The sequence below is a fragment of the Croceivirga sp. ABH4_376 genome (assembly GCF_056160685.1).
Map to the genome: position 1 here is coordinate 586433 of NZ_JBSWXQ010000001.1, position 24310 is coordinate 610742.

Sequence of the window (24310 nt, forward strand, 5' to 3'; positions counted from 1 at the left end):
GTTACTTTTAAGCATCACGTAACCATTTATTTTTATGCCACTAAGGAAAATTGCAATAGCGATTACCCTATTACTTTTATTTGGCTGTATAAAAAGTGAAGATTTTGATACACCCAATAAAAACTGTTCAGAAATCTTATTGCCCAATACCACATTTAAAGCGGTAAAAGACTTGTATAAGGGTGACTTACTATTAATTACAGAAGACTTGATTATAGAAGGTTTTGTAATTTCTTCTGATCAGGCAGGTAATTTTTTTGGTACCATACATTTGCAAGATACAGCTGAAAATCCAACAGAGGGGATACAACTATTATTAGATTTAAGGTCAAGTTATTTGCAATATCCCATAGGCACCAAAGTATTGCTAAAGCTAAAAGGGCTGTATTTAGGTAAACAAAAAGGTGCATTTGTGTTGGGTGGAACATTTGCGGCGTTTGGTACCACAAGCGTTGGTAGATTACCTGCATTAAAGATTCCAGAACATGTACTGGTTGCATGCAATAACCCAGTGGGTCTTGTACCAAAAACAATTGATCTAGCTGATGTTGATACTACCTTGACCAGTACCTTGGTTCAATTTTCAAGGGTAGAAGTAATAGCTGCGGAACAAGATAGTACCTATGCTGTAGCAGAAATGGAAACCACCCGAACGCTTATAGATTGTAATGATGCAACAGTTACGTTGTTAAACAGCGGCTATTCCAATTTTCAAGCGCAGCAATTGCCCAGCGGTAGTGGTACGGCAAGCGGCATATTGGTTAGGGATAGGAATAACACTTTTTTGGCGATTAGGGATACAACCGACTTAAATTTTACCCAAGAACAATGCCCTGATTTGATTACGGAATTTACCACGGATAAGCTATTTTTTACAGAGCTGGCAGATCCCAACAACAACGCAGATGCACGTTTTATAGAATTGTATTACGCTGGGGAAGAAACATTGCCTCTAATGGGTTGGTCTATTGTTCGGTATACCAACGCCAATACGGAAATTGGCTCTACCCTAGACTTGTCTGAAATTACCCTTACACCCAACAGTTTTTTGGTCATGGCCAAAAATGCCCAAGAATTTGAAGCTACTTTTGGTTTTGCTCCAAATTTGGAAGCTGGTAGTAATAGCCCTGCGGATTCTAATGGAGACGACAATCTTTTTCTAATAGACCCTTTTGGAACGGTGATAGATGCTTTTGGTATTGTAGGTGAGGATGGCACAGGCACCAATCATGAGTTTGAGGATGGAAAAGCCGTAAGAAATTCAGGAATAGAGACGGCTAATTCTAATTATGATTTCACGGAATGGATGCTTTACAATGATACCGGTGACAGCGGCACCATAAATCAACCTCAAAATGCACCAGAAGATTTTAATCCAGGGGTTAGAGATTAACAAACTTTAAAGAGGTTTAAGTAAATTTATGGTTATCTTCAAATTGCAATTATGGAAGAGAAAAAAGAGTTTTTTAACGACATACGAAATGGGGATGCAACCACGGTTGCCCAAAAATTAAAAGCAACGCCAAGTCTAATCAACGCCAAGGACGAGCGTGGGTCTACACCCTTGATTTTAGCAGCTTATTATGGGCATTTGTCCGTGGTAGAGGTGCTATTAGAAAAAAATATACTAATAGATGTTAAGGATGGAACGGGTAACACCGCGCTTATGGGTGTTTGTTTTAAGGGGTATACAGAAGTAGCAAAGGTATTAATTGATAAAGGTGCAGATGTAAACCAAACCAATTCTATGGGTGGAACCTGTTTAATCTACGCGGCTACTTTTAACCATACCAATATTGTAAAGCTCTTACTGGTCAATGGTGCCAATAAAAATGCAAAAGACGCAAGGGGCCATACCGCTTTAGACCATGCTAGAATGCAAGGAGCAACAGAATTGGTTAACCTATTGCAATAAATAATGGATAACAAAAGTTCGTTAAACGCCATTAAACAGATGATTGGTATAGCGGATGTTGGATTGCTATATGCCAAAGACCATTATGATAGGGAGCGTTATACAGCTATAAAGAAGATAGCATTAGACCTGCTAGTAGAGGTCACTGATCAACCTTTAGATAAATTATCAAACTTCTTCTTACCTGTAAAAAATTACCCCACGGTTAAGGTAGATGTTAGGGCTTTGGTACTAAATAATGAGGATCAAGTATTGCTTGCCCAAGAAAGTTCAGATAAAAAATGGACTTTACCAGGTGGCTGGGCAGATGTGGGTTACAGTCCAAAAGAAATAGCAGAGAACGAGGTAAGGGAAGAAACCGGAATTAAGGTAAAAGCCAAACGCTTACTTGCAGTATATGATAAGCAGAGGCACCCCCATCCGCCAGAACCTTTCTACGTGTACAAAATGGTCTTTTTATGTACGTATGTAGCAGGTAATCTCAAACCTGGTTTTGATATGTTAGGTGCCCATTGGTTTTCTTTAATTGGTTTACCAGAATTATCTACCAATCGTATTTTAAAAGAACAGATTTTAAGTCTGTGTACAAAAGTTAGAAATAATGACCTTTCGGTTTATTTTGATTAAATGGATTCAAATTTGGAAATAGCGTTAATACAAACCCATTTGATTTGGGAGAACCCTATTGCGAACAGAAAAAATATTGAAGCTAAGCTACAGCACATTAATAAAGAAGTAGCTATAGTAGTACTTCCAGAAATGTTTACCACGGGCTTTACCATGAAGCCCGAAAATGTTACTCAAGAAGAGGGTGATAGCACATTGGAATGGTTAAAAAAACTTGCAAGCACGTATGGATTTGCTTTGGTAGGAAGTACCATATGGCAAGAACAAGCCAATTATTACAACAGGTTGTTTTTTGTAACACCTTCTGGTAACGTACATAGTTATGATAAAAAGCACACCTTTACCCTTGCCGGCGAGGATAAGGTTTATAAAGCTGGAGGGGAACATTTAATTATTACTTACAAGGGGTTTAAAATATGTCCGTTAATCTGTTACGATTTACGTTTTCCGGTATGGGCCAGAAATACGGTAGATTATGATGTTCTATTGTACGTGGCAAATTGGCCAAAACCAAGAATTAATGCTTGGGATGCGTTGCTAAAAGCTAGGGCCATAGAAAACATGGCGTATTGCATTGGCGTAAACCGAATTGGTATAGATGGTATAGGTTATGAATATCCGGGTCATTCTGCGGTCTATGACGTTTTGGGACAACAAAAGGTATTTTCTCAAAAGGAAGAAGTTCTTTATGCGACCTTAAGCAAGGAACACATTAAGTTGCATAGAAATAAACTTCGCTTTTTAGAAGATAGAGACCAATTTACTCTTTTATAGTAAAGGTGTTTTCATATTCCGAAAAGGCTCTTACTTCTATAATATCTGGATAATAAACTACTTTTTCCGGTTGTATTTTTTCGAGGTAATTTCCACTGTCCCATTTCCCATTTCCGTTTGCGTCAAAAATTACGCGTATTTGATATTCATTGGGTAGAATTTTTGGAAAATCAATAGGCTTATCTTCCTCAAGATAAACTTCTCTTACCAACTCATCCTTTTTATTGGTTAATTGCACGATTAGTGGATAAGTTATGTCGCCTTTAATATTAAACCTTAAATCACCATAATCTGCATAGCTGGCAGTTGTAAGTTTTATTTGTAAGGTGTCGTTTTGTGTGCCAAAAAAATCGGTAATGGCACCTGGCAGTGCACTTACATAATAATTTTGGTTATCCAAAAGTTCAAAATTCAAGTTTACTTTGTTCTTTATGGTATCTAGCTTGGAATAAAAATTCACGTTGGTAGAATCTTTGTCTAAAATAGAAATATATGCGGTGTCTATTGCGGTTAACGGGGTATTGGCAGAAAAATAAAAAGACTCTTCAAAATTAATCTTACTGCTATGGCTTGGCGCTATTTTTAAACTATCTAAAGGGAGTTTACGCGTTTTTACCGTAAAGGTATCTATCAGTTTTTTCTGCTCATTGATTACCGTAAAAAGTATGGAATCTAGGTCTGTAGGGGTTAACCAATAATTCAAGGTATCTTTTTCTACCTCTTTTCTTACTAAAGTTTTTACAGAATCTGGTAAAGTGGTTAACGGGGTTATTTGCAAACTATCGCCATTGCCCTGATAACCAAAAATAATTCTGTTCTTAGCAACATAACTAGGCACGGATGCCTTGTAGTCTGGAACTTCTTGAAATAATTTTAATAAATAAATAGAGTCTGTTGGTAGAGTAATAGTGTCTTCTAGAAAACCTATTTTATCCGCTCTTTGGTCAAACACATTATTTTTTGCCTTGTCTTTTAAAGCAAATAGTTTGTATTGCCCGGCTTTTAAATACCGCAAGGTGAAAACGGGCAAGCTATCCAACGTATTGGTCATATAATTGGGAGGATATTTATAAACGGTAGAGTCGTTATAAGCACTATCCATTTCGTACAACATAACACTTATAAATTCGTCTGCTTTGTGGTTAAAGGCGTCTCTAACAGCTCCAGTTAAGGTTAAAGAGTCGATAACATCTCCGGTAGAAAAAACAAAAGTTAATAAGTTGTAAGGGTTACCCTCGTTATGGTCTACTACGCTCTGTCCAAAATTTATGGTATATGTTGTGTTTTCCCTAAGTGTGTCTTTAAAAACCAACTCTATAGTTTTACTTGCACTACCTTGTGGTTTAATTTCCGGTTGGTATTTTAATGGAGGGGAAATTATTAATTGCTCCTGTACATCCTTAAGTTTTATATACTCATCAAAGGTTAGTTTTATTCTGTCGCCTTTAAAATTCTTGGTAAGGTTCTCCGGTTCTGTTTTAACTAGTTTAGGTGGTGTAACATCTTTGGGTCCACCAGAGGGGCTACCCCTTCTGGCACATTGCCATAATGAAACACAAACAAGCATTAAAAATAGAAAACTAAAAAACCGTTGTACTAATTTCATTTATTTGATACTATTCTTAGGCAAAGAAACAACTAATTACCAAAAGCCAAAGTTAAGGAGTGTTAAGGCACAAAAGCTATAGTGGCCACATAAATGCTAATGTTTTCGTGTTTGTACAGGGCATTGGCGCAAGATTCTATGGTAGCACCGGTGGTTATTACATCATCTATTAATAAAATAGTACTATTACTTAGGTCTACGCTAGGGTTTGGTTCGTAAAGATTTTTAGTGTTCAGCCATCTATTCAATCGGTTTTTTTTGGTTTGGGTTTTTGTATTGGCCGTTTTAATTAAAGCATTCTCTTTGTACTGGGTATTTAAAAGGCTTGCTAACTCTTTTCCAAAACCTTCTAACTGATTGTAACCTCGTTTTTTTTGTTTTTTAGGATGTAATGGAACTGGAACTATAAAATCTATGGTGGGCAAGGTATTTTCTGCTAAAATTTGTTGTCCAAACCATTGACCTAAAAAATTTCCAATTTTTTTCTGTCTAGAATATTTTAAATAATGCAACAGTTGTTTCACCTTTCCGGGATTATAAAAATATAAGAATGAAGATGCCTTTTTTATTTGGCAGCGCCCGTAAAATATACGGTCAACGGCATTCTCTTGGGTAAAATTGAATTCGGTGAAAGGTAAATCATGCCGACAAACGGTACACAAAAAGTGCTCTCCCCTATATAATTTGCCATTACATCCAAAACATACCTTTGGCAATAGGATAGAGTTAATATCGTTTATTATATTTGACAACCAATTTGAAAACAAATCTTTGACCTGCATATCAGCGACTTAACCAATGGAATCCCAAGATACCAATTTCAATTACAAGATTATACTTGCGGCACTTGTTGCGGTTATCATCGCTATTCTAATTGCGTTCTACTATAGTTATGCGCAAAGTCAAAATCAACTTACGTATTTAGAAGACGAAAAAAAGCTGCTTGTAAAAGACCTTTCTATAATGAAAGCAGAGGTAGATCGTTTGGCAGGATTAAATGAGGTAAGTGATATAGAACTACGTTCATCACAATATAGAATAGATGAGTTGATGGACTCCGTAGGTCGTCTAAATTTTAATATTTTAAAGTTGAAAGACGATAGAAAGGCACTAAGAAAATTAGAGGCCAAGTTCGATAGCTTAAAAATCAAGAATAACTTTTTACGATACAATAATAGGTTGCTTACGGATAAGTACCAGAGAACGGTAGAGCAAATAGAAGATTTACGGGGTAGAACCAGTTCTTTGGCCAAAGCGGAGGAAGTTGCTAGAAAACGCAATGTAGAGTTGAGCAAGGAACTAAAGTTTAAGAGCTACCTTAAAATGCAGAATTCCGAGGGGGCAGGGTTTAGGTTAAGGGCCGGCAGACCTTTAAAAACCAACAAGGCAGATGTAATAGAAAAACTTCGTGGTTGTGTTACCATTTTAGGCAATCCAAATGAACGGGGAGAAGTTAAGATAATTTATTTCCAATTTTTGGATCCAGACATGGCCGTTATAGAAGATAATGCCAACCTAATTAATGTTGGCGGTAATACCTATAGCAAACGGGTAGAAGTGGTTTATATGGGCAAAGAACTTAGTGTTTGTGATGCCATTACCATACCAGAAGGATCATTAGCGCCCGGAATATACACCCTAAATGTATTTGAAGACGAACGTTTGCTATCTTCTACAGAATTTCAATTAAAATAGGGTTTTCTCTTTAAGACCTATGTTTTACATTTGCCAAATGGCAAATCAAGAAGACGTTTTTAAGAAGGTTATATCACATGCCAAAGAATATGGTTATGTGTTCCAGTCCAGTGAAATATATGATGGTTTAAGTGCGGTTTATGACTACGGTCAGAACGGTGCGGAGTTAAAAAAGAACATTAGGGAATATTGGTGGCAGGCCATGACCCAATTGCACGACAATATTGTGGGGATAGACGCTGCAATCTTTATGCATCCAACTACTTGGAAGGCATCTGGTCACGTAGATGCATTTAATGATCCCCTTATCGATAATAAAGATTCTAAAAAGAGGTATCGCGCAGATGTTTTGGTAGAAGATTACGTTGCCAAGATTGAAGCAAAAATAGATAAGGAAGTTTCAAAGGCCGCAAAACGCTTTGGAGCAGATTTTGACAAGGAACAATTTGTTGCAACCAATGGGCGCGTACTAGGTTATCAAGAAAAAATAGACACCATTCTAAAGCGTTTAGGTAAATCTTTGGAAAATGAAGATTTGGCAGATGTAAAGGCTTTGATTGAGGAGCTGGAAATAGCATGTCCGTTATCCGGGTCAAAAAACTGGACAGATGTTAAGCAATTCAACCTTATGTTTGGTACCAAACTGGGTGCCTCCGCAGACAGTGCAATGGACCTTTACTTAAGACCAGAAACGGCACAAGGTATATTTGTAAACTTTTTGAATGTTCAAAAGACCGGTAGAATGAAATTGCCGTTTGGTATTGCCCAGACGGGAAAGGCCTTTAGGAACGAAATAGTCGCAAGACAGTTTATTTTCCGTATGCGAGAGTTTGAGCAGATGGAGATGCAATATTTTATAAAACCAGGCACCCAAAAAGAATGGTATGATGCATGGAAGGAAAAGCGATTAAATTGGCATCTTTCTTTGGGTATGGGACCAGATAATTACCGTTTTCATGATCATGAGAAATTGGCACATTATGCAGATGCCGCTTGCGATATAGAATTTAAATTTCCATTTGGGTTTAAAGAATTGGAGGGTATTCATTCTAGAACGGACTTTGATTTAAGCAGTCACGAAAAATACTCTGGCAAAAAACTACAGTATTTTGATCCAGAGGAAAATAAAAGTTATGTGCCCTATGTGTTAGAAACCTCTATTGGTTTGGATAGAATGTTTTTGGCCGTTTTCTCTAATTCTCTACAAGAAGAAGAATTGGACAATGGTTCTACCCGAACGGTTCTTAAATTACCGGCTGTATTAGCTCCTACAAAAGCAGCTGTATTACCGTTATTAAAAAGAGATGGTTTGCCAGAATTGGCCCAAAAACTTGTAGATGAGCTAAAGTGGGATTTTAAAGTAGCTTATGATGAAAAAGATGCGGTAGGTAGAAGGTATAGAAGGCAAGATGCTAACGGCACACCTTTCTGTATTACCGTAGACCACCAATCTTTAGAAGATAATACTGTAACTATTAGACATAGAGATTCTATGGAGCAAGAACGTGTACCTATGGATCAAGTAAAAGGTATAATTTCTAAAGCGGTAGATATACGTTACTGGCTTCAAAAAATATAGCTATTATAGACTATTTGTATAAGGGGAAAGTTTTGCTTTCCCCTTTTTTTGTGCAATAGTATTTGATTTTGCTATCGACAAATACAAAACAATAAGAAAACTTAATACTTAAATAACGCATTCGAATTACTTATCCATTAATTTTAAAGGGAACAGGCTTAAATTCACATTATTACTTAAAAAATACCTTTAACAATGGATAATAATAATCAACACACAAATGAGGCTTGGGATGTAAACGAATCTTCCAAATGCCCTTTCTTAAACGGAGAAATGAGCCAAGTTGCAGGCGGTGGAACATCTAATACTGACTGGTGGCCCAACCAATTAAACTTAAATATCCTTAGGCAGAATTCCAATTTGGTAGATCCTATGGAAAAAGACTTTAACTATGCCGAAGAGTTTAAAAAATTAGACTTGGCAGCAGTTAAAAAAGACCTCACGGACTTAATGACGGATAGCCAAGATTGGTGGCCTGCAGATTATGGGCATTATGGGCCTTTCTTTATCCGTATGGCATGGCACTCTGCAGGAACATACAGAATCCATGATGGCCGCGGAGGGGGAGGGTCAGGTTCTCAACGTTTTGCACCTTTAAATAGTTGGCCAGATAATGCCAACCTAGATAAAGCCAGATTATTGCTTTGGCCAATTAAAAAGAAATATGGCAAGAAATTATCTTGGGCAGATTTAATGATACTTGCAGGTAATGTTGCGCATGAGTCAATGGGTTTAAAAATGTATGGTTTTGCTGGAGGTAGAGAAGATATTTGGCAACCAGAAGAAGATATTTATTGGGGCTCGGAAACAGAATGGTTAGGTAGCGATAAACGTTACGAAGGTGGCACTCTGGAACGTTCATTGGGTGCGGCCCATATGGGACTTATATATGTAAATCCAGAAGGCCATAATGGGAATCCAGACCCTGTGGAAGCAGCACATTATATACGTGAGACTTTTGGTCGTATGGCGATGAATGATTATGAGACCGTAGCGTTAATAGCGGGCGGACATACGTTTGGTAAAACCCACGGTGCCGCGGCAGATACCGATTATCTAGAAGCAGAACCAGCCGGCGCAGGAATAGAAATGCAAGGCATGGGGTGGAAGAACAACTTAGGAAAAGGACATAGTGAGGATACCATTACCAGTGGTTTAGAAGGTGCTTGGACAGATACCCCTACAAAATGGAGTCATAAATACCTAGAAAACCTTTTTGGTTATGAGTGGGAGCTAACAAAAAGCCCTGCAGGTGCTTGGCAGTATAGACCAAAAGACAATGCTGGTGCGGGAACTGTTCCAGATGCGCATGACCCAAGTAAGAAACATGCCCCATTTATGTTGGTAACGGACATTTCGTTACGTATGGATCCAGATTACGAAAAAATTTCTAGGCACTTTTTAGAAAATCCAGACGAGTTCGCAGACGCTTACGCAAAGGCTTGGTATAAATTAACCCATAGGGATATGGGGCCGGTAGACCGCTATTTAGGTGATGAGGTGCCTACAGAAACGTTAATTTGGCAAGATCCAATTCCAAAAGTAGACCACGAGTTAATCAGTGACGCAGATGCCACAGAGTTAAAGAAGAATATTTTAGCATCTGGGCTATCCGTTTCAGAATTGGTTTCTACTGCTTGGGCTTCTGCAAGTACGTTCCGAGGAAGTGATAAAAGAGGTGGGGCAAACGGTGCTAGAATTAGATTTGAACCACAAAGAAATTGGAAAGTTAATAACCCGGGTCAACTTAAAAATGTTTTAGATACTTTAGAAAGAATTAAAGAAGAATTTAATAACGGTCAATCTGGAAATAAAAAAGTTTCCTTGGCAGACGTAATTGTCCTGGCAGGTAATGCAGGTATTGAGAAAGCGGCTAAAGATGCTGGTTTTGAGGTAACCGTTCCTTTTGCTCCTGGTAGAATGGACGCGTTGGAAGAGCAAACAGATGCAGAATCATTTGAGGCCTTGGAACCAATGGCAGATGGTTTTAGAAATTATAAGAATTCTAAATTTGATGCTAAGACGGAAGCATTATTGGTAGATAAGGCACAATTGCTTACCCTTACCGCTCCGGAAATGACTGCGTTGGTAGGTGGTATGCGTGTTTTAAATACCAACTTTGATGGTTCTAAACACGGTGTCTTTACAAACAGTCCAGGTAAATTAACCAATGATTTCTTCGTGAATCTATTAGACTTTGGTATTACATGGAAAGCCGTAGACGATAAAGAAGAATTGTTTGAGGCTACAGACAGAAGAACTGGTGAAAAGAAATGGACCGGAACCCGTGCAGATTTAATATTTGGTTCCAATTCTGAGCTAAGGGCATTCGCAGAAGTTTATGCCTGTGATGATGCACAAGAAAAATTTGTCCATGATTTTGTGGCGGCTTGGAACAAGGTTATGATGGCAGATCGTTTCGATTTATAATAACAGAACTTATCTGTTATAAAAAGCGACCTAATGTGGTCGCTTTTTTTGTATCTTAATTTATGGGTTACTATAAATTTTCGTAAAAAAACGAAATTAACTTTCGTGCGTAAGCCGAAAACCTAATAATAATTCAGCATTTTTAACTAAATCTAAACAAACTGAAAATATGCCTAATTACAATATTAAGGCAGAAAAACAAACCACTTATGATGCTATTGTTATTGGCTCAGGTATAAGTGGTGGTTGGGCTGCTAAAGAACTCTGCGAAAAAGGCTTAAAAACTCTGGTCTTGGAAAGGGGTAGAATTGTTGAACATGTAAAAGATTACACAACAATGAACTTGGACCCTTGGGATATGGATTACAGGGGCGGATTAACACCAGAAGAGCGGGAAAAACATTATAAGGGTATCCGTTCTGGATTTATAGGTCAGGATACCGAACATTTTTATGCCAACGATAAAGAAAATCCGTATACGGAAGAAAAACCATTTTTATGGATAAGGGCACATCAAATGGGTGGCCGATCTTTATTATGGGGTAAACAAACCTATAGGTGGTCAGATTTGGATTTCGAAGCCAATGCAAAAGATGGGTATGGTGTAGACTGGCCTATAAGATATAAAGATATTGAGCCTTGGTACACCTACGTTGAAAAATTTGCCGGTATTAGTGGAGAACCATTGGGTTTACCACAACTACCGGATAGCCACTTTTTACCTCCCATGGAGCTTAATTGTGTAGAGAAAGATGTTAAAGCAAGATTAGAAAAAGATTTTCCAGGACGGCATATGATTATAGGTCGTGTTGCACATCTAACGCAACCTCATAATGGAAGGGGGCAATGCCAATATAGAAATAGATGTAGTAGGGGTTGTCCTTACGGAGCTTACTTTAGCAGCAATGCGGTTACCCTACCGGCCGCTAATGCAACAGGGAATTTAACCATTAGACCTTATTCTATTGTACAATCTTTGGTTTATGACGATAAAAAAGGTAAAGCTACTGGTGTACGGATCATAGATGCCGAGACAAATGAAGAAATAGTATTTAAGAGTAAAATTATCTTTTGCAACGCTTCAACTTTAAGCACTACCCAGATATTAATGAATTCAAAATCTGACCGCTTTCCAGAAGGATTTGGAAATGATAGTGGTGAGTTGGGACATAATTTAATGGACCACACCTACAGGGTTGGCGCATTGGGTAAAGTAGAAGGCTTTTTAGATAAATATTACAAAGGAAGAAGACCTAATGGAATTTATATTCCAAGATATTGGAACGTTGATGAAAATACGAAATCCGATAAGTTTGTTCGTGGATTTGGTTATCAGGGAGGTGCATATAGACTGGGTAATGGCTATGCAGCCAATTTAGAAGAATTTGGTGCAGACTATAAAGATAAAATTATGAAACCAGGACCTTGGGAAATGTTTATTACAGGTTTTGCCGAATGTTTGCCTTACCATGAGAACAAGGTTTCTTTAAATAATGAGGTTTTGGATAAGTGGGGACAACCTACACTTTCTATTGATTGCGAATGGAAAGAGAACGAATTGGCGCTGAACAAGCAAATCCAAGAAGATGCGGTAGAAATGTTAGAAAAGGCAGGTCTAAAAGATGTTATAGGGTTTGATAAAAAACATGAACCTGGTTATGGTATTCATGAAATGGGAACCGCCCGTATGGGTAAAGACCCCAAGACATCAGTTTTAAACGCACACAATCAAGTACATGCCGCCAAGAATGTTTTTGTAACAGATGGCGCCTGTATGACTTCTTCTTCTTGTGTAAACCCTTCTTTAACCTATATGGCGTTAACGGCAAGAGCAGCTAATTATGCGGTAGAACAGCTTAACAAACAAAATATTTAAACGATGGATAGAAGAAGTGCACTAAGAAAAACATCATTATTTGCAGGAGCAACGGTAATAATGCCATCCATATTATCCATGTTACAATCTTGTAAAGAAGTAAACCGAATAGATTATACCCCAGAATTTTTTACAGTAGGGGAAGCTAGCTTTTTAGCGGCCTTTGTGGATACAATTTTGCCTAAAACAACTACCCCTGGAGCTTTAGATGTAAATGCAGACGTATTTATAGATAAGGTTGTAGCCAATGTTTATGATAAAAAAGGTCAAGAAGACTTTAAAGCAAACATTTCTGAGTTTAATGCTGATGCAAAGTCAACCTATGGTAAGATTTTTTCGGAATTATCTCAGGAAGATAAAAACGCATTTTTATCGATCAAAGAAAAAGAAGGAGGCAAATTCAATAGTGGCGTATGGGGAACAGCGGTTGGTGAGCAAGAACCGGTTAGCTTTTATAGGTCTCTTAAATCTACTGTGTTGTGGGCCTATTTTTCATCTGAAGAAATTGGCAAAAATGTACTTAGTTATGACCCTATTCCGGGGGCTTATCTTGGTTGTATACCACTTGAAGACGTAGGTAATAAATGGAGTTTGTAATTTAAAAAGGCCGCTTTTGCGGCCTTTTACTTTCTTACTGTTCACCTACATGTTCTTGGTAAAATTTCCAAGCCTCATGTGCAACGTCTCGTCCAAGTTTTAGACCGGCAACATTGTCTGCCTGTATGTGGTAACCTCCCATTACCCTAGAAATACCTGCCATCTCTGCCGTTTCGGTAAAAGTTGGGAACTTAATAATTACTTTTTCGCCTAAATTGTCCGGTTCTGTTAAGGCACCGGGAACCAATTCTACTTCCTCTCCAAACTCATCGCTACCCGTCCAAAGTTTTAATGCTTCTGCACAGGCCCCACTAATGGTGCTATGGCCAGAGGTGTAACTTGGAAAAGGAGGACATAAGAAGGTGTCAGGAGAATATGGTCTCCATTGATTCCCATCCATTTCTATTATGCCTACTCCTGGTCCGCCCCATCCCTTGATGGTTTTTCCGCCATAATATTCATGTACCAAGGCAAATGGTCTGGCATAATCGTAAAACATTTTAGAATCCCATGAGGCAATAAAGGCGTCCATGGCCACAACTTGGTTGTAAAAGTACATTTTTACATCTTGGTCCAAGGTGTGGTTATCTCTTTCTGAAACATCTTGGGCAAATTTTAACCAATGCCCTGCTTGCTGTACAGATTGTGGGCCGTCTCTCATGAATTCTACAAGTGCTTTTTCTTCATCTGTTAAATTAGCTTGTAGCTCAATAACCTCTGCAACTTCAGCCTTTAATTGTTCAGATCCTATTTTTGGTGGCGGTCCAGGTCTAAATTGGTCTCCAGATTTTAATGAAATTGGAGTTACCTTGTCCCAATAAGGTGTAAGGCATTCTGGGGCAAACTGCCCGCCCTTGCCATCAGAAAAGTATTTGGGTTGCCATCTATTTGGATCTACATTTTTCTCTACGGAATTTATGGGTTTATAGCCAACATAATTAAAATACGGGGTGCCGTTAGAACCCTCTTCTTCACCATATTGGTTAGCGCCGTCGTTTTTTCTGGCCTCTATAACAGCTTTGGCTGCCAAATAGCCTATTCCTTCTGGTGTATTTTTATCAGTACTTTTTAGGGTGGGGTCCAAACCAAGTTCTTCTTTCATAAAGTTTGCGAACAACTCTTTATCTGCATAAAAATATTCTGTCATTGCGTAATACGCAGCGTAGCTAATGGCAATTTCTTTATTTCTTAACGTCTGTTCCTCTAAAGAAACTCGGTCTACATTCTTTAAATATACTGGTTTGGCCAAGCTGTCGTACCTGCTCCATGCATCAAACACAGCCGTAAAAATTAACCCTAAGTATCTAGAAGTAATGGTTGGTCTAGGTTTAAAACGCTCTGTGTCTAATGCGGTGGCTTCAAGAGCCATTTCGCCCCATTTATAGGCTATATTCTCTATTCCCTTAGGTTCTGGTGCGCTTGGTGTGTCTGTATTTTTTTGCTTACAAGCAATAATAAGCAAGGCAATCAATAGAGTTGTGGTGATTTTTTTGGTCATACTTTAAGTTTTGGTTGGGCTAAAAGTATGAATTACTTTTTAACCTAAAAGTGATATTTGTTACCTTACAACTAGTTTATAAGAAATATTTTAGTTGAACCCCAACATAAAAATTTCTGCCATTACCTGGGTAATAATAGCGTGGCTCTGCACCACCAAAACCAACCGCATTTATTAAAATAGATTGGGCATAATTGGTGTTGAACACGTTGTTAATCCCTGCTTGAAATTGTGTTTCTATAGCGTTGGTGAGTACTGGCTTAAATATAATTTTGGTATGGAAAACAGAATATGCATCACTATACAAACTATTTGCATCGTCCAGCGGAATGTTAGAAACCGTATTATGGTTTACAAACCAGCTAATCTTTTCTTTGTGATGAACAGCAATACCGGTGTTCAATACATGCTTGGGCACACCCGTTAACTCGTTTCCTGCATAGTTTATGCCATCATCAATAAATTCATCAAATTTGTGTAAACTAAGGCTGTAATTTAGATATGGGTCTATACTCCAATTAGGATTGATTTTAAAATAAGCACTAGCGTCTAGCTCCAATCCTTTATGTGTAGTTTTACCCGCATTTCTCCCAATGTATTGGTCTTCTCCTACCCGTTCTGCTACCAGCAGGTCTTTAACCTTCATTACATATGTATTCGCCTTTAGTTGAAGCTTCTTATTAAAAAAAGAGGTATTGTATCCTAACTCATAGTTCCATCCTTTTTCTTGGGCAATGTCTGGGTTTATTATTCCTTCTGGTGTTAAAGTTTCTTCTAAATTAGGATTAGAAAACCCTTTGTTTACAGCAGTAAATAGGGTTCCGTTTTTCAGGTTATAGGTAAGGCTAAAACTGGGATTTACGATTACATCGAAATCACGTGTAGCAGAATTATTGCCATCACTTAAAAAGCGGTCTTTAAACGCATAATTGGTTTTGTTTAAACTTAATCCAAACTGAGCATTCAGTTTTTTAGAAATAGGATGGTTATAGGCACCAAAGAGATAAAATTGGGTTCTAAATTCCTTGTTTTCGTTAAGTTTTTCTCCAGCTAAGCTGCCGTTGCCTTCGTTCTCTCTGTATAGGTTTTCAAAGGTCTCCCAAAAGTATTCATCCTTATAAAGTTCGGTGCCAACATTGAAAGTACCATCAAGAATTTTTCCTTTAAAAACACTTCTAAAACCAAAACCGTTGGTAAACTCATCCAAAATATTGAAAGGCCTAGGTTCAAAGTGGTCTAAGTAGCTGTAAAATATACTGGTGTTATTGCTAAGCGTTTCATTTAATACGTGGGTATAGGTAAGCCCTGCAAGTGTATATTTATTTGCTTCAAATCCTTTGGCTTCGTACCAATTGGCGGCTGCAAGTCTTGGATTGTTATCAAAATCGGTCTTATTGATTGAACTGGGAATTTGTGCCGTATAATCTATATGATTTAACAAAACTGATAATTTGCTCTTTGCATTAAGAATTACGCCTAAATTGAGTAAAATACCGTTACGATCAAATGCATTATTTTCTCTAAAACCATTAGTAAAAATGGAATTATAACTCAAGTTTAAATGTATTTTTTTGGTTTGGTGGGTCAATCGTAAGTTTTCTTTGAATAAGTTATAGGACCCTATAACGGTACTACTCACCACTTCTGAGCGGCCAACAATAGGCGCATTGCTGTTTAATATAATGGCACCTCCCAAATTAGCGCCATAAGTAGTGCCATTAGGACCTTTTATCACCTCCATATGGCCAATATTGGCTAGGTCAAAAGCTTCAATAGAAGAAAAGCCGCTACCATTGGTTATGGGAATATTGTTATAGTACAGTCGTAGTTTATCTGTACCATAAGGTGTTCTGGCCCCTATGCCTCTAATAGTTATACGATTTGTATTTAGCGCACCGGATAAAATATGTACGCCAGGTATTTGATTTAAAACTAAGGGAGCATCTATGGGACCAAACGCTTTTATTTTGTTTTGTTTTATGCTGTTAGAAGGTGTTGTGCCGTAAGCATTTTTTTGAATAAGGGATTTGGCTAGGATAATTTCGTCTAAATAAGTAATTGTGTCCGTCTGTGCCTTTACCGGCTGCTGAAAGAATACCAATAAAACTATTGGCAATATCCATGGTGTTTTCCTTTTCATAGCTACAAAAATGGCTATTTTTAAGGCAAAATTATAGCATGAAGATAGTTTCTTATAACGTTAACGGTATTAGGGCGGCACTGAAAAAAGGATTTATGGATTGGTTGGCTACCGCAGATCCAGATGTAGTTTGCCTACAAGAAACCAAGGCGATGAAGGAACAATTAGATTTGGAGGTCTTTGCAGCCGCTGGTTACGAATACAACTATTGGTATAGCGCACAGAAAAAAGGATACAGTGGTGTGGCCTTGTTGTGTAAACAAAAACCAGATAATGTTGCTTATGGTACCGGTATAGATTATATGGACTTTGAAGGAAGAAATTTACGTGCAGATTTTGGCGATATTTCTGTAATGAGCATGTACTTGCCTTCTGGTACCAACATTGCGAGGTTAGACCACAAATTAATGTATATGGCAGACTTTCAAAAATATGCAGATGAACTTAGAAAAACACATCCTAATTTAATAGTTTGTGGGGATTATAACATTTGTCATAAACCTATAGATATACATGATCCGGTTAGAAACAAAAATGTATCTGGTTTTTTGCCTGCAGAAAGGGAATGGTTGTCTAATTTTATAGCTAGTGGTTTTATAGATAGTTTTAGGGAATTTAATCCTGAACCGGATAATTATACATGGTGGAGTTACCGTGCCAATGCTAGGGCCAATAATAAAGGATGGCGTTTAGATTATGGAATGGTTAACGATAGCTTAAAGGACCGTTTAAAACGCTCCGTAATTTTGTCAGATGCAAAACATAGTGATCATTGTCCTATTCTTTTAGAGGTAGAATAATAACATTGCATTAAAACAATAGCAGTCTTAAAAACCTTAATTTTGACGGCTATAGCAAAATGATGAAGTACACCAGATTACCCAATACCAACATAAGAATTAGTAAAATTTGTCTAGGAACCATGACATGGGGTAGACAAAATTCTGAGGAAGAAGGTCACGAGCAAATGAACTATGCCCTAGACCAAGGGGTAAATTTCTTTGATACGGCAGAATTATATCCTGTACCTGCCAAGAAAGAGCTATATGCCGTAACCGAAGAAATTATAGGTAATTGGTTTACTAAAACCGGTAATAGGGACAAAGTGGTATTGGCCAGTAAAATTGCCGGAAATGGGGATTATACTAAATTTATACGTACTACAGGATTTGCAAAAGATGCGTTGAAAACCTCTGTTGAAGGAAGTTTAAAACGCCTACAAACAGATTATATAGACCTCTATCAATTGCATTGGCCAGAAAGGAATACTAATTATTTTGGTCAAAGAGGTTATAATGCCGAGCAACACGATTTTTGGGAAGACAATTTTCACCAAGTTTTGGAAACCTTAAGAGACTTGGTTCAAGAGGGTAAAATTAGGCATGTAGGTATATCTAACGAAACCCCATGGGGAACCATGAGGTATTTAGAAGAAGCTAAAGTGCATCAAGATTTACCAAGGATGCTTACCATCCAAAATCCATATAATTTATTAAATAGGACTTTTGAAGTAGGGCTTTCTGAAATATGTATGCGAGAACGAATAGGATTATTGGCTTATTCACCCCTAGGATTTGGTACGTTAAGTGGTAAATACCTCGGAGAAGTGCCACCAAGAAAAGGTAGAATTACCTTGTTTCCGCAATACAATAGGTATAGCAACGAAAACGCGGTGCAAGCAACCAGAAGATACCAAGAGTTGGCTACGCAAAATGGGTTAAGCTTGGCACAAATGGCATTGGCATTTGTAAATAGCAGACCATTTTTGACCAGTAATATCATTGGTGCAACCAGAATGGAGCAATTAAAGGAAAATATAGCTTCTATTGCCATAGACTTACCAGAACCTGTTATTAAAGGAATAGAAGAGATACATAGCAGTATTCCTAATCCATCTCCATAAATATCAACCAAATAGTTCGCTTACCACATCTTCAATCTTAGAAACTAGTTTTAGTTCTAAATTGGTGTGTTTAAGTCCAATTTTATTCGCTTTAGAAACATAAATGGTAGAAAAACCTAGTTTTTCTGCCTCTAGTATTCGCTGGTCTACCCGTTGTACTGGTCTTATTTCGCCGGCAAGGCCTACTTCTGCAGCAAAACAGGTGCCTTTTTCTATTGGGATATCTGCATTGCTGGATAAAATAGCAGCAATTACCGCTAAGTCAATAGCGGGGTCATCTACACTAATGCCTCCAGTTATATTTAAGAAAACATCTTTAGCCGCCAATTTAAAGCCAGCTCTTTTTTCTAGAACCGCTAAAAGCATATTTAGTCTTTTAACGTTAAAGCCAGTTGCAGAACGTTGCGGTGTGCCATAAACAGCACTGCTTACCAATGCTTGTATTTCTATAAGTAAAGGGCGCATCCCTTCTACGGTTGCAGATATTGCAGTTCCGCTTAGTTCTCCAGCTGCATTGGAAATTAAAACTTCAGAGGGGTTGGTAACCTCTCGCAAACCATTACCGAACATTTCATAGATGCCTAGTTCTGCAGTGGATCCAAATCTGTTCTTTAGGGAGCGTAAAATACGATAAACATAATTTCGGTCTCCCTCAAACTGGAGCACGGTATCTACCATATGCTCCAATATTTTTGGCCCCGCAATGTTCCCATCTTTTGTAATATGACCAACCAAAAGTACAGGGGTATTGCTCTCTTTGGCAAACTTAATAAGTTCTGCCGTGCACTCTCTAATTTGAGAAATGCTACCAGCAGCAGATTCTATATAATCGGTATGTAAGGTCTGTATAGAATCTATGATAACCAATTCTGGGGTTACCGCAGCAACCTGTTTAAAAATATGCTGTGTCTTAGTTTCGGTAAGGATATAGCAATTGTCCGTATACTTTTCTATGCGCTCTGCTCGCATTTTTATTTGCTTCTGGCTTTCCTCTCCAGAAACATACAGCACTTTTAGGTCTAATTTAAGTGCCATTTGTAGTAACAATGTACTTTTTCCTATGCCGGGTTCGCCACCCAATAAAGTAAGTGAACCGGGTACCAGACCGCCACCTAAAACTCGGTTAAATTCGCCATCTTTGGTGTTAAGGCGTATTTCTTTATCATTACTGATTTCTGAAATACGGAGTGGTTTTGTAGTTCTTTTTACGGCACTATCGGTTTGTTTCCAAGAAGGTTTGGTCTCTTTCTGTACCACTTCTTCAACTACCGTGTTCCATTGTTTGCAAGAAGAACATTGTCCTACCCATTTAGCAAATTGGGCACCACAATTTTGACAAAAATAAGCTGTTTTGGTCTTAGCCATCTACATATAATCTAGAAGGCTAAGATACAGGTATAGCTAATTAAAAACCAAAGTCTGCCTTAAGTGCATCTATTTTTTCTAAGGCCATATCTTTGGTAAGAAAATCAATTTCGTTCATTAAGAAAGATTTCTCGAAGGCTTTCATGGCTTTTTTGGGTTCGCCTTCTAATTCCAACGCTTCGCCCTCTAAATAAAAACCAAGCATAGTTTCTGGATATTGTGCCTTGCATATTTTTGAAAGGGCGTCTAGTGATTCAAAATCTTCTTTTTTTAATGATGCGGCGTAAATGGCCATAATGTCATTTAATTCAATATCGCTTTTGTAACCCAAGAACTTCTCTATCATTTCGTATTTGTTGGTTAAATACTGCATTGGAGAATCTTCGGATTTTAAAATTTGTTCTTTGTATTCTTTTGGGGTTATAGGACGAAACATTTTAAAGGTATTATCAAACACCTTGCTAAGGCCATACGCAGCTATGGAAGTATGGTCTGGTTCTTCGTATTCATCAAAAGAAAAATGTAAGCTTTCTTTTTCAATGCTGCTTACCGCATTTTTAAGTTGTAATACACGGTTTCTATCTTCTGTTTTATCTTTTTCTATGATAAGGCTATAGAAAAGCTCTTGGTCTAAGTCTGATAACCTTGCCGGAATTCTACTTTCCATTTCTGGAGCCAAAACAGGCGATATTAAAATGTATGCATTAAATAGTGAGCGATCTTTAAATAAGAAGTAGTTACCAAAATTCGCCGTAATATCATACCCCATGAACATTTTAAATGGAGCAACGTTGTATTGGGTTTCTAGATAAGGTATCAATTCTGTTCCTAAAAATTCGTAGAACAACTTTCCTTTTTCGGTGGGCAATCCGGTACTTTGTTCAAAATCACAATCTTCCCAGCGTATATCATTTTCTAATTGATGAACACCAACCACAATACTTTGTGGCATTCTGTGGAATTTGCTGTAGAATTTGGTGTATGCAACTGCCAAATCAAATAAGTGGTCAGCATCTAAAACAACAATTAGGGGATATTTTTTATCCTCAGAATAGTCTTCTGGAAAGTAATAAGACACATCTCTTCTTTCTTGAAGTTTAAAGGATTCAAATATTTCTTTTTTCACCTGAGCGTTCAGGGCTAAGGTGCACAGTAAGAAAAAGGTAAATAAAGATTTGGACATGGTATACGGTTATGGATAGTCTAGCTAGACTATTTACTTTTGTTCCATAACGGTAATACCATAAAAGATATTGCGCCTAAAACCACAACCATAATGGTTTGGGCAATCCACATAATCCAACCAAACGTATCTCCAGCCGTTTCAACTATGCCAAAAAGGCTTAGTGCACTACTTACGGCAATAGGGTATAGGCCAAGCCCGCCATTTGTTGCAGACATGGCAAAAGCACCGGCAACAAAAGCAACCAATAATTGTGAAAGACCCAATTCAGCTGTTTCTGGAATGGTATATTTAATAGCCAAAAACATAGCTACGTAGCACCCCCAAATTAGGATGGTATGAAAAATAAAACCGAACTTATTTTTCATTTTAAGTATGCTAGAAACGCCATTTAAAAGACCGTCTAAGAATCCCTTAATCTTAAGGATAAAGTTGGACTTTGATTTTTTTAAAATTCGTTTTCCTAGTAATAGGCCCAGTACGCCAATAATAAGGGCAGTACCACCAACAACCAACCCAATACCTTTTTCTTCTAAATAGCCCCAGATAATATCGGTCTGTAGCATTAGCGCCGTAAAAATAATGAGCAAAAGCATTATTAAATCAACAATGCGTTCGGTTACAATAGTACCAAAACCTTTCTCAAAAGGAACATTCTCATAGGTTGAAAGTGCCGTAGCCCGCAATATTTCCCCTGATCTGGGTATACCTAAATTAGCAAAATAAGATATGAAAACAATTAAGATATTATTTATTAAACTAGGCCTGTAACCCAAAGGATGCAACAGATAATTCCATCGGATTGCCCTAGAAATATGACTTATAACGCCCAATGTTATAGAAATAAAGACCCAAGTAAGATTTGCATTGGCAACGCTCTCTACAATTAATTTACGATCTGCAGCCGTTGTGGCATTATACGAGTACCAAATTAAAAATAGTCCCAACAAAATTGGGACTATGAACTTTATTATTTTTTCTGTTTTAGAACTCAATTATAGTAAAAGATTGTTCGCTTCGTTAGGAAACACTAATGAGGGATTAAATTCTTTAGCTTCCTCTATTGGCATCCAGGAGTACGTTATTAGAATAAGGATGTCTCCTTTGGCAACTTTTCTGGCAGCTGCCCCGTTTAGGGTTATCTCCCCTGACCCCCTTGGTCCAGGTATGGCATAGGTTTCAAGGCGTTCGCCGTTGTTGTTGTTTACTATTTGGACTTTTTCTCCACGTACAATGTTAGCGGCGTCCATTAAATCTTCATCTATGGTAATGCTGCCTATATAATTAAGGTCTGCGCCTGTAACTTTAACCCTATGTATTTTAGACTTTACTACTTCTACCTGCATTATTACTTTTCTTAATTTAAAGGCATATTATCTATTAATCTAACGCCATCTGCATAAACGGCTATGAATGCCCTATATTTTAAATCTGATTGAACTTTTTTGGCTGGGGTTAAGGTGCTTTCGTCCGTAATTTCAAAATATTCCATTTCAAAAATAGCATTCTGAGCAAAAGCTTGTTGCACCCAGTCCTTTATATCTTGTACATTTTCCGTGCCAAATTTACGCTTGGCAGTTTGCAAGGTGTTGAAAATGAAACCAGCAGCTTTTCTAGTCGTTTTACTAAGTCTTTCATTACGGCTACTTCTTGCTAAACCGTTTTCTTCTCGTGAAATAGGGCAAGGAACAATGGTTACCGGTAATTTTTTATTTTCAACTAGCTTTGTGATAATTTGAAGTTGCTGAAAATCTTTTTCACCAAAATAAGCCTTGTTAGGTTTTACTGTGGTTAATAGTAATTCAACTATGGTAGCTACGCCATTAAAGTGTCCTGGCCTAAAAGCGCCTTCCATAACCTTTTCCAAGCCATTGAACTCATACGTTTTTGAGGTAATTTGCCCGTCGTAAATACCTTCTTTGGTAGGGGTAAATAGAATAATATTGTCAGATACGGTCTGTAATAATTCAATGTCTTCTTTTAATGTATTTGGATACTTTGCTAAGTCTTCTTTGTTGTCAAATTGTGTAGGGTTAACAAAGATGCTAACTACAACGGTACCATTTTCAGTTGCGGCTTGTTCTACCAAAGTTAAGTGCCCTTTATGAAGTGCTCCCATAGTAGGGACAAAGCCAATAGTCAAATGGTCTGTTTGGTGTTTTTTAAGAACACTTTTAAGTTCTTCTTTATCTTGAATTACTTGCATTTTTTGCTTTAAAACCGGCCAAAAATACTATAAATACTAGTAAGTTGCATAAATTTTGTACTTTTGCAGCTACGTTTTGACAGAAGAACCAAAATAAGATCTATGACTGGTAAAAAGATATTGTTCGTATCTTCAGAATTAATTCCCTATCTCCCAGAGAACCAAGTTTCCAAAATGTCTTATGAGACGCCTAGAATGGTTAACAGTAACGGCGGCCAAATAAGAATATTTATGCCAAGATATGGCAATATTAATGAAAGGAGACATCAGTTACATGAAGTAATAAGATTATCTGGAATGAATTTAGTAATCAATGACATGGATATGCCATTGATCATTAAGGTAGCTTCAATACCTAAAGAACGTATTCAGGTTTATTTTATTGATAATGATGAATACTTTAAAAGAAAGGCTACATTTAAAGATAAAGAAGGAAACCTCTTTCCTGATAATGATGAACGCGCTATCTTCTTTGCAAAAGGAGTTGTAGAGACCGTTAAAAAATTGAATTGGACGCCCGATATTATCCATGTTCATGGGTGGATGGCCTCTTTGTTGCCTTTATACCTAAAAGAGTACTACGCCGATGAGCCCATTTTTGCCGATAGCAAAATTGTTACTTCTGTGTACGAAAATGGTTTTGAAGGTGCTTTGGATGCAGAAATGATAAACAAGGTTGCATTTGATGGTATTGAGAAAGACAAAATAGGTGCTATTGCAGAGCCTGACTATAATAATTTGTTAAAGGTGGCAGTAGATTATTCCGATGCTGTAATTTTAGCTTCAGAAGGTGTGTCGGACGAATTAAAAGACCACATTTCTAAATTAGAAAAACCCGTTTTGCCATACGTTTCCTTTCAGGAAACCGAAGAAGCGTACACGGAGTTTTATAACAATCAAGTTTTAAAGTAAACCG

Annotated in this window: 21 protein-coding genes; 12 read left to right on the forward strand and 9 right to left on the reverse strand. The window is 37.6% G+C overall.

The features are described 5' to 3' along the window. The first annotated feature begins 34 nt into the window (after nt 1-34). The 4 genes from ACXAGS_RS02585 to ACXAGS_RS02600 are packed head-to-tail and all read left to right on the forward strand — an operon-like array spanning nt 35 to nt 3316. Complete coding sequence (locus ACXAGS_RS02585) at nt 35-1393, forward strand: DUF5689 domain-containing protein (RefSeq protein WP_474904267.1); 1359 nt, start codon at nt 35-37, stop codon at nt 1391-1393. Nucleotides 1394-1444: 51 nt separating this feature from the next. After that, the gene (locus tag ACXAGS_RS02590) at nt 1445-1915 is read left to right on the forward strand and encodes an ankyrin repeat domain-containing protein (RefSeq protein WP_474904269.1); all 471 of its coding nucleotides are present in this window, start codon (nt 1445-1447) and stop codon (nt 1913-1915) included. A 3-nt stretch (nt 1916-1918) separates the two neighbouring features. Further along, nucleotides 1919-2542: an NUDIX hydrolase gene (locus ACXAGS_RS02595; RefSeq protein WP_474904271.1), complete on the forward strand. Its 624-nt coding sequence runs from the start codon at nt 1919-1921 to the stop codon at nt 2540-2542. Then, a complete protein-coding gene (locus tag ACXAGS_RS02600; RefSeq protein ID WP_474904273.1) occupies nt 2543-3316 on the forward strand; it encodes a nitrilase family protein in 774 nt (257 codons plus the stop codon). It begins immediately after the preceding gene. On the opposite strand, the gene ACXAGS_RS02605 is transcribed toward ACXAGS_RS02600, so the two are convergent. Next, nucleotides 3303-4922 (reverse strand): Ig-like domain-containing domain, encoded by a 1620-nt coding sequence (locus ACXAGS_RS02605; RefSeq protein WP_474904274.1) that lies wholly within the window; start codon nt 4920-4922, stop codon nt 3303-3305. The two genes, ACXAGS_RS02600 and ACXAGS_RS02605, sit on opposite strands and share 14 nt — an antisense overlap. Nucleotides 4923-4984: 62 nt before the next feature. After that, nucleotides 4985-5446 carry a ComF family protein gene (locus ACXAGS_RS02610; RefSeq protein WP_474904276.1) on the reverse strand — a complete coding sequence of 154 codons (462 nt, stop codon included), beginning with the start codon at nt 5444-5446 and terminating at the stop codon, nt 4985-4987. A gap of 274 nt (nt 5447-5720) precedes the next feature. Between ACXAGS_RS02610 and ACXAGS_RS02615 the strand changes: the two genes are divergently transcribed. The 5 genes from ACXAGS_RS02615 to ACXAGS_RS02635 all read left to right on the forward strand — a co-directional run bounded on the left by ACXAGS_RS02615 (nt 5721) and on the right by ACXAGS_RS02635 (nt 13099). Further along, nucleotides 5721-6617 carry a hypothetical protein gene (locus ACXAGS_RS02615; RefSeq protein WP_474904277.1) on the forward strand — a complete coding sequence of 299 codons (897 nt, stop codon included), beginning with the start codon at nt 5721-5723 and terminating at the stop codon, nt 6615-6617. Between the two features lie 37 nt (nt 6618-6654). Further along, nucleotides 6655-8196: a glycine--tRNA ligase gene (locus tag ACXAGS_RS02620; RefSeq protein ID WP_474904279.1), complete on the forward strand. Its 1542-nt coding sequence runs from the start codon at nt 6655-6657 to the stop codon at nt 8194-8196. A gap of 195 nt (nt 8197-8391) precedes the next feature. Continuing rightward, entirely contained in the window at nt 8392-10626 is a 2235-nt protein-coding gene (katG, locus tag ACXAGS_RS02625) for a catalase/peroxidase HPI (protein WP_474904281.1), read from the forward strand. A 169-nt stretch (nt 10627-10795) separates the two neighbouring features. After that, nucleotides 10796-12502, forward strand: a complete 1707-nt coding sequence (locus tag ACXAGS_RS02630; RefSeq protein WP_474904283.1) for a GMC oxidoreductase — start codon at nt 10796-10798, stop codon at nt 12500-12502. A gap of 3 nt (nt 12503-12505) precedes the next feature. Further along, entirely contained in the window at nt 12506-13099 is a 594-nt protein-coding gene (locus ACXAGS_RS02635) for a gluconate 2-dehydrogenase subunit 3 family protein (protein ID WP_474904284.1), read from the forward strand. A gap of 34 nt (nt 13100-13133) precedes the next feature. Here ACXAGS_RS02635 and ACXAGS_RS02640 read toward each other — a convergent pair whose 3' ends face one another. Both ACXAGS_RS02640 and ACXAGS_RS02645 read right to left on the reverse strand, forming a co-directional pair. After that, entirely contained in the window at nt 13134-14597 is a 1464-nt protein-coding gene (locus ACXAGS_RS02640; RefSeq protein WP_474904286.1) for a vanadium-dependent haloperoxidase, read from the reverse strand. A 76-nt stretch (nt 14598-14673) separates the two neighbouring features. Continuing rightward, the gene (locus tag ACXAGS_RS02645) at nt 14674-16737 is read right to left on the reverse strand and encodes a TonB-dependent receptor family protein (RefSeq protein ID WP_474904287.1); all 2064 of its coding nucleotides are present in this window, start codon (nt 16735-16737) and stop codon (nt 14674-14676) included. 38 nt (nt 16738-16775) lie between these two features. Here ACXAGS_RS02645 and ACXAGS_RS02650 point away from each other — a divergent pair, with 38 nt between their 5' ends. Both ACXAGS_RS02650 and ACXAGS_RS02655 read left to right on the forward strand, forming a co-directional pair. Beyond that, nucleotides 16776-17537, forward strand: coding sequence for an exodeoxyribonuclease III (locus tag ACXAGS_RS02650; RefSeq protein ID WP_474904289.1), 762 nt, complete (start codon nt 16776-16778; stop codon nt 17535-17537). Nucleotides 17538-17599: 62 nt separating this feature from the next. Next, the gene (locus ACXAGS_RS02655) at nt 17600-18640 is read left to right on the forward strand and encodes an aldo/keto reductase (protein WP_474904290.1); all 1041 of its coding nucleotides are present in this window, start codon (nt 17600-17602) and stop codon (nt 18638-18640) included. Nucleotides 18641-18643: 3 nt separating this feature from the next. Here ACXAGS_RS02655 and radA read toward each other — a convergent pair whose 3' ends face one another. Genes radA through panC form a run of 5 tightly spaced genes read right to left on the reverse strand, consistent with a single transcriptional unit; the run spans nt 18644 to nt 23394 of the window. After that, on the reverse strand, nt 18644-20005 hold the full coding sequence (radA, locus tag ACXAGS_RS02660) for a DNA repair protein RadA (protein ID WP_474904292.1): 1362 nt from the start codon (nt 20003-20005) through the stop codon (nt 18644-18646). 40 nt (nt 20006-20045) lie between these two features. Continuing rightward, nucleotides 20046-21188, reverse strand: a complete 1143-nt coding sequence (locus ACXAGS_RS02665; protein WP_080317938.1) for an alpha/beta hydrolase — start codon at nt 21186-21188, stop codon at nt 20046-20048. A gap of 29 nt (nt 21189-21217) precedes the next feature. Next, complete coding sequence (locus tag ACXAGS_RS02670; protein WP_474904294.1) at nt 21218-22183, reverse strand: lysylphosphatidylglycerol synthase transmembrane domain-containing protein; 966 nt, start codon at nt 22181-22183, stop codon at nt 21218-21220. Continuing rightward, a complete protein-coding gene (gene panD / locus ACXAGS_RS02675) occupies nt 22184-22534 on the reverse strand; it encodes an aspartate 1-decarboxylase (protein ID WP_474904295.1) in 351 nt (116 codons plus the stop codon). It lies immediately after the preceding gene. 11 nt (nt 22535-22545) lie between these two features. After that, a complete protein-coding gene (panC, locus tag ACXAGS_RS02680) occupies nt 22546-23394 on the reverse strand; it encodes a pantoate--beta-alanine ligase (RefSeq protein WP_474904297.1) in 849 nt (282 codons plus the stop codon). 102 nt (nt 23395-23496) lie between these two features. Between panC and ACXAGS_RS02685 the strand changes: the two genes are divergently transcribed. Further along, nucleotides 23497-24306 carry a glycogen/starch synthase gene (locus ACXAGS_RS02685; RefSeq protein WP_474904299.1) on the forward strand — a complete coding sequence of 270 codons (810 nt, stop codon included), beginning with the start codon at nt 23497-23499 and terminating at the stop codon, nt 24304-24306. Nucleotides 24307-24310 lie beyond the last annotated feature (4 nt).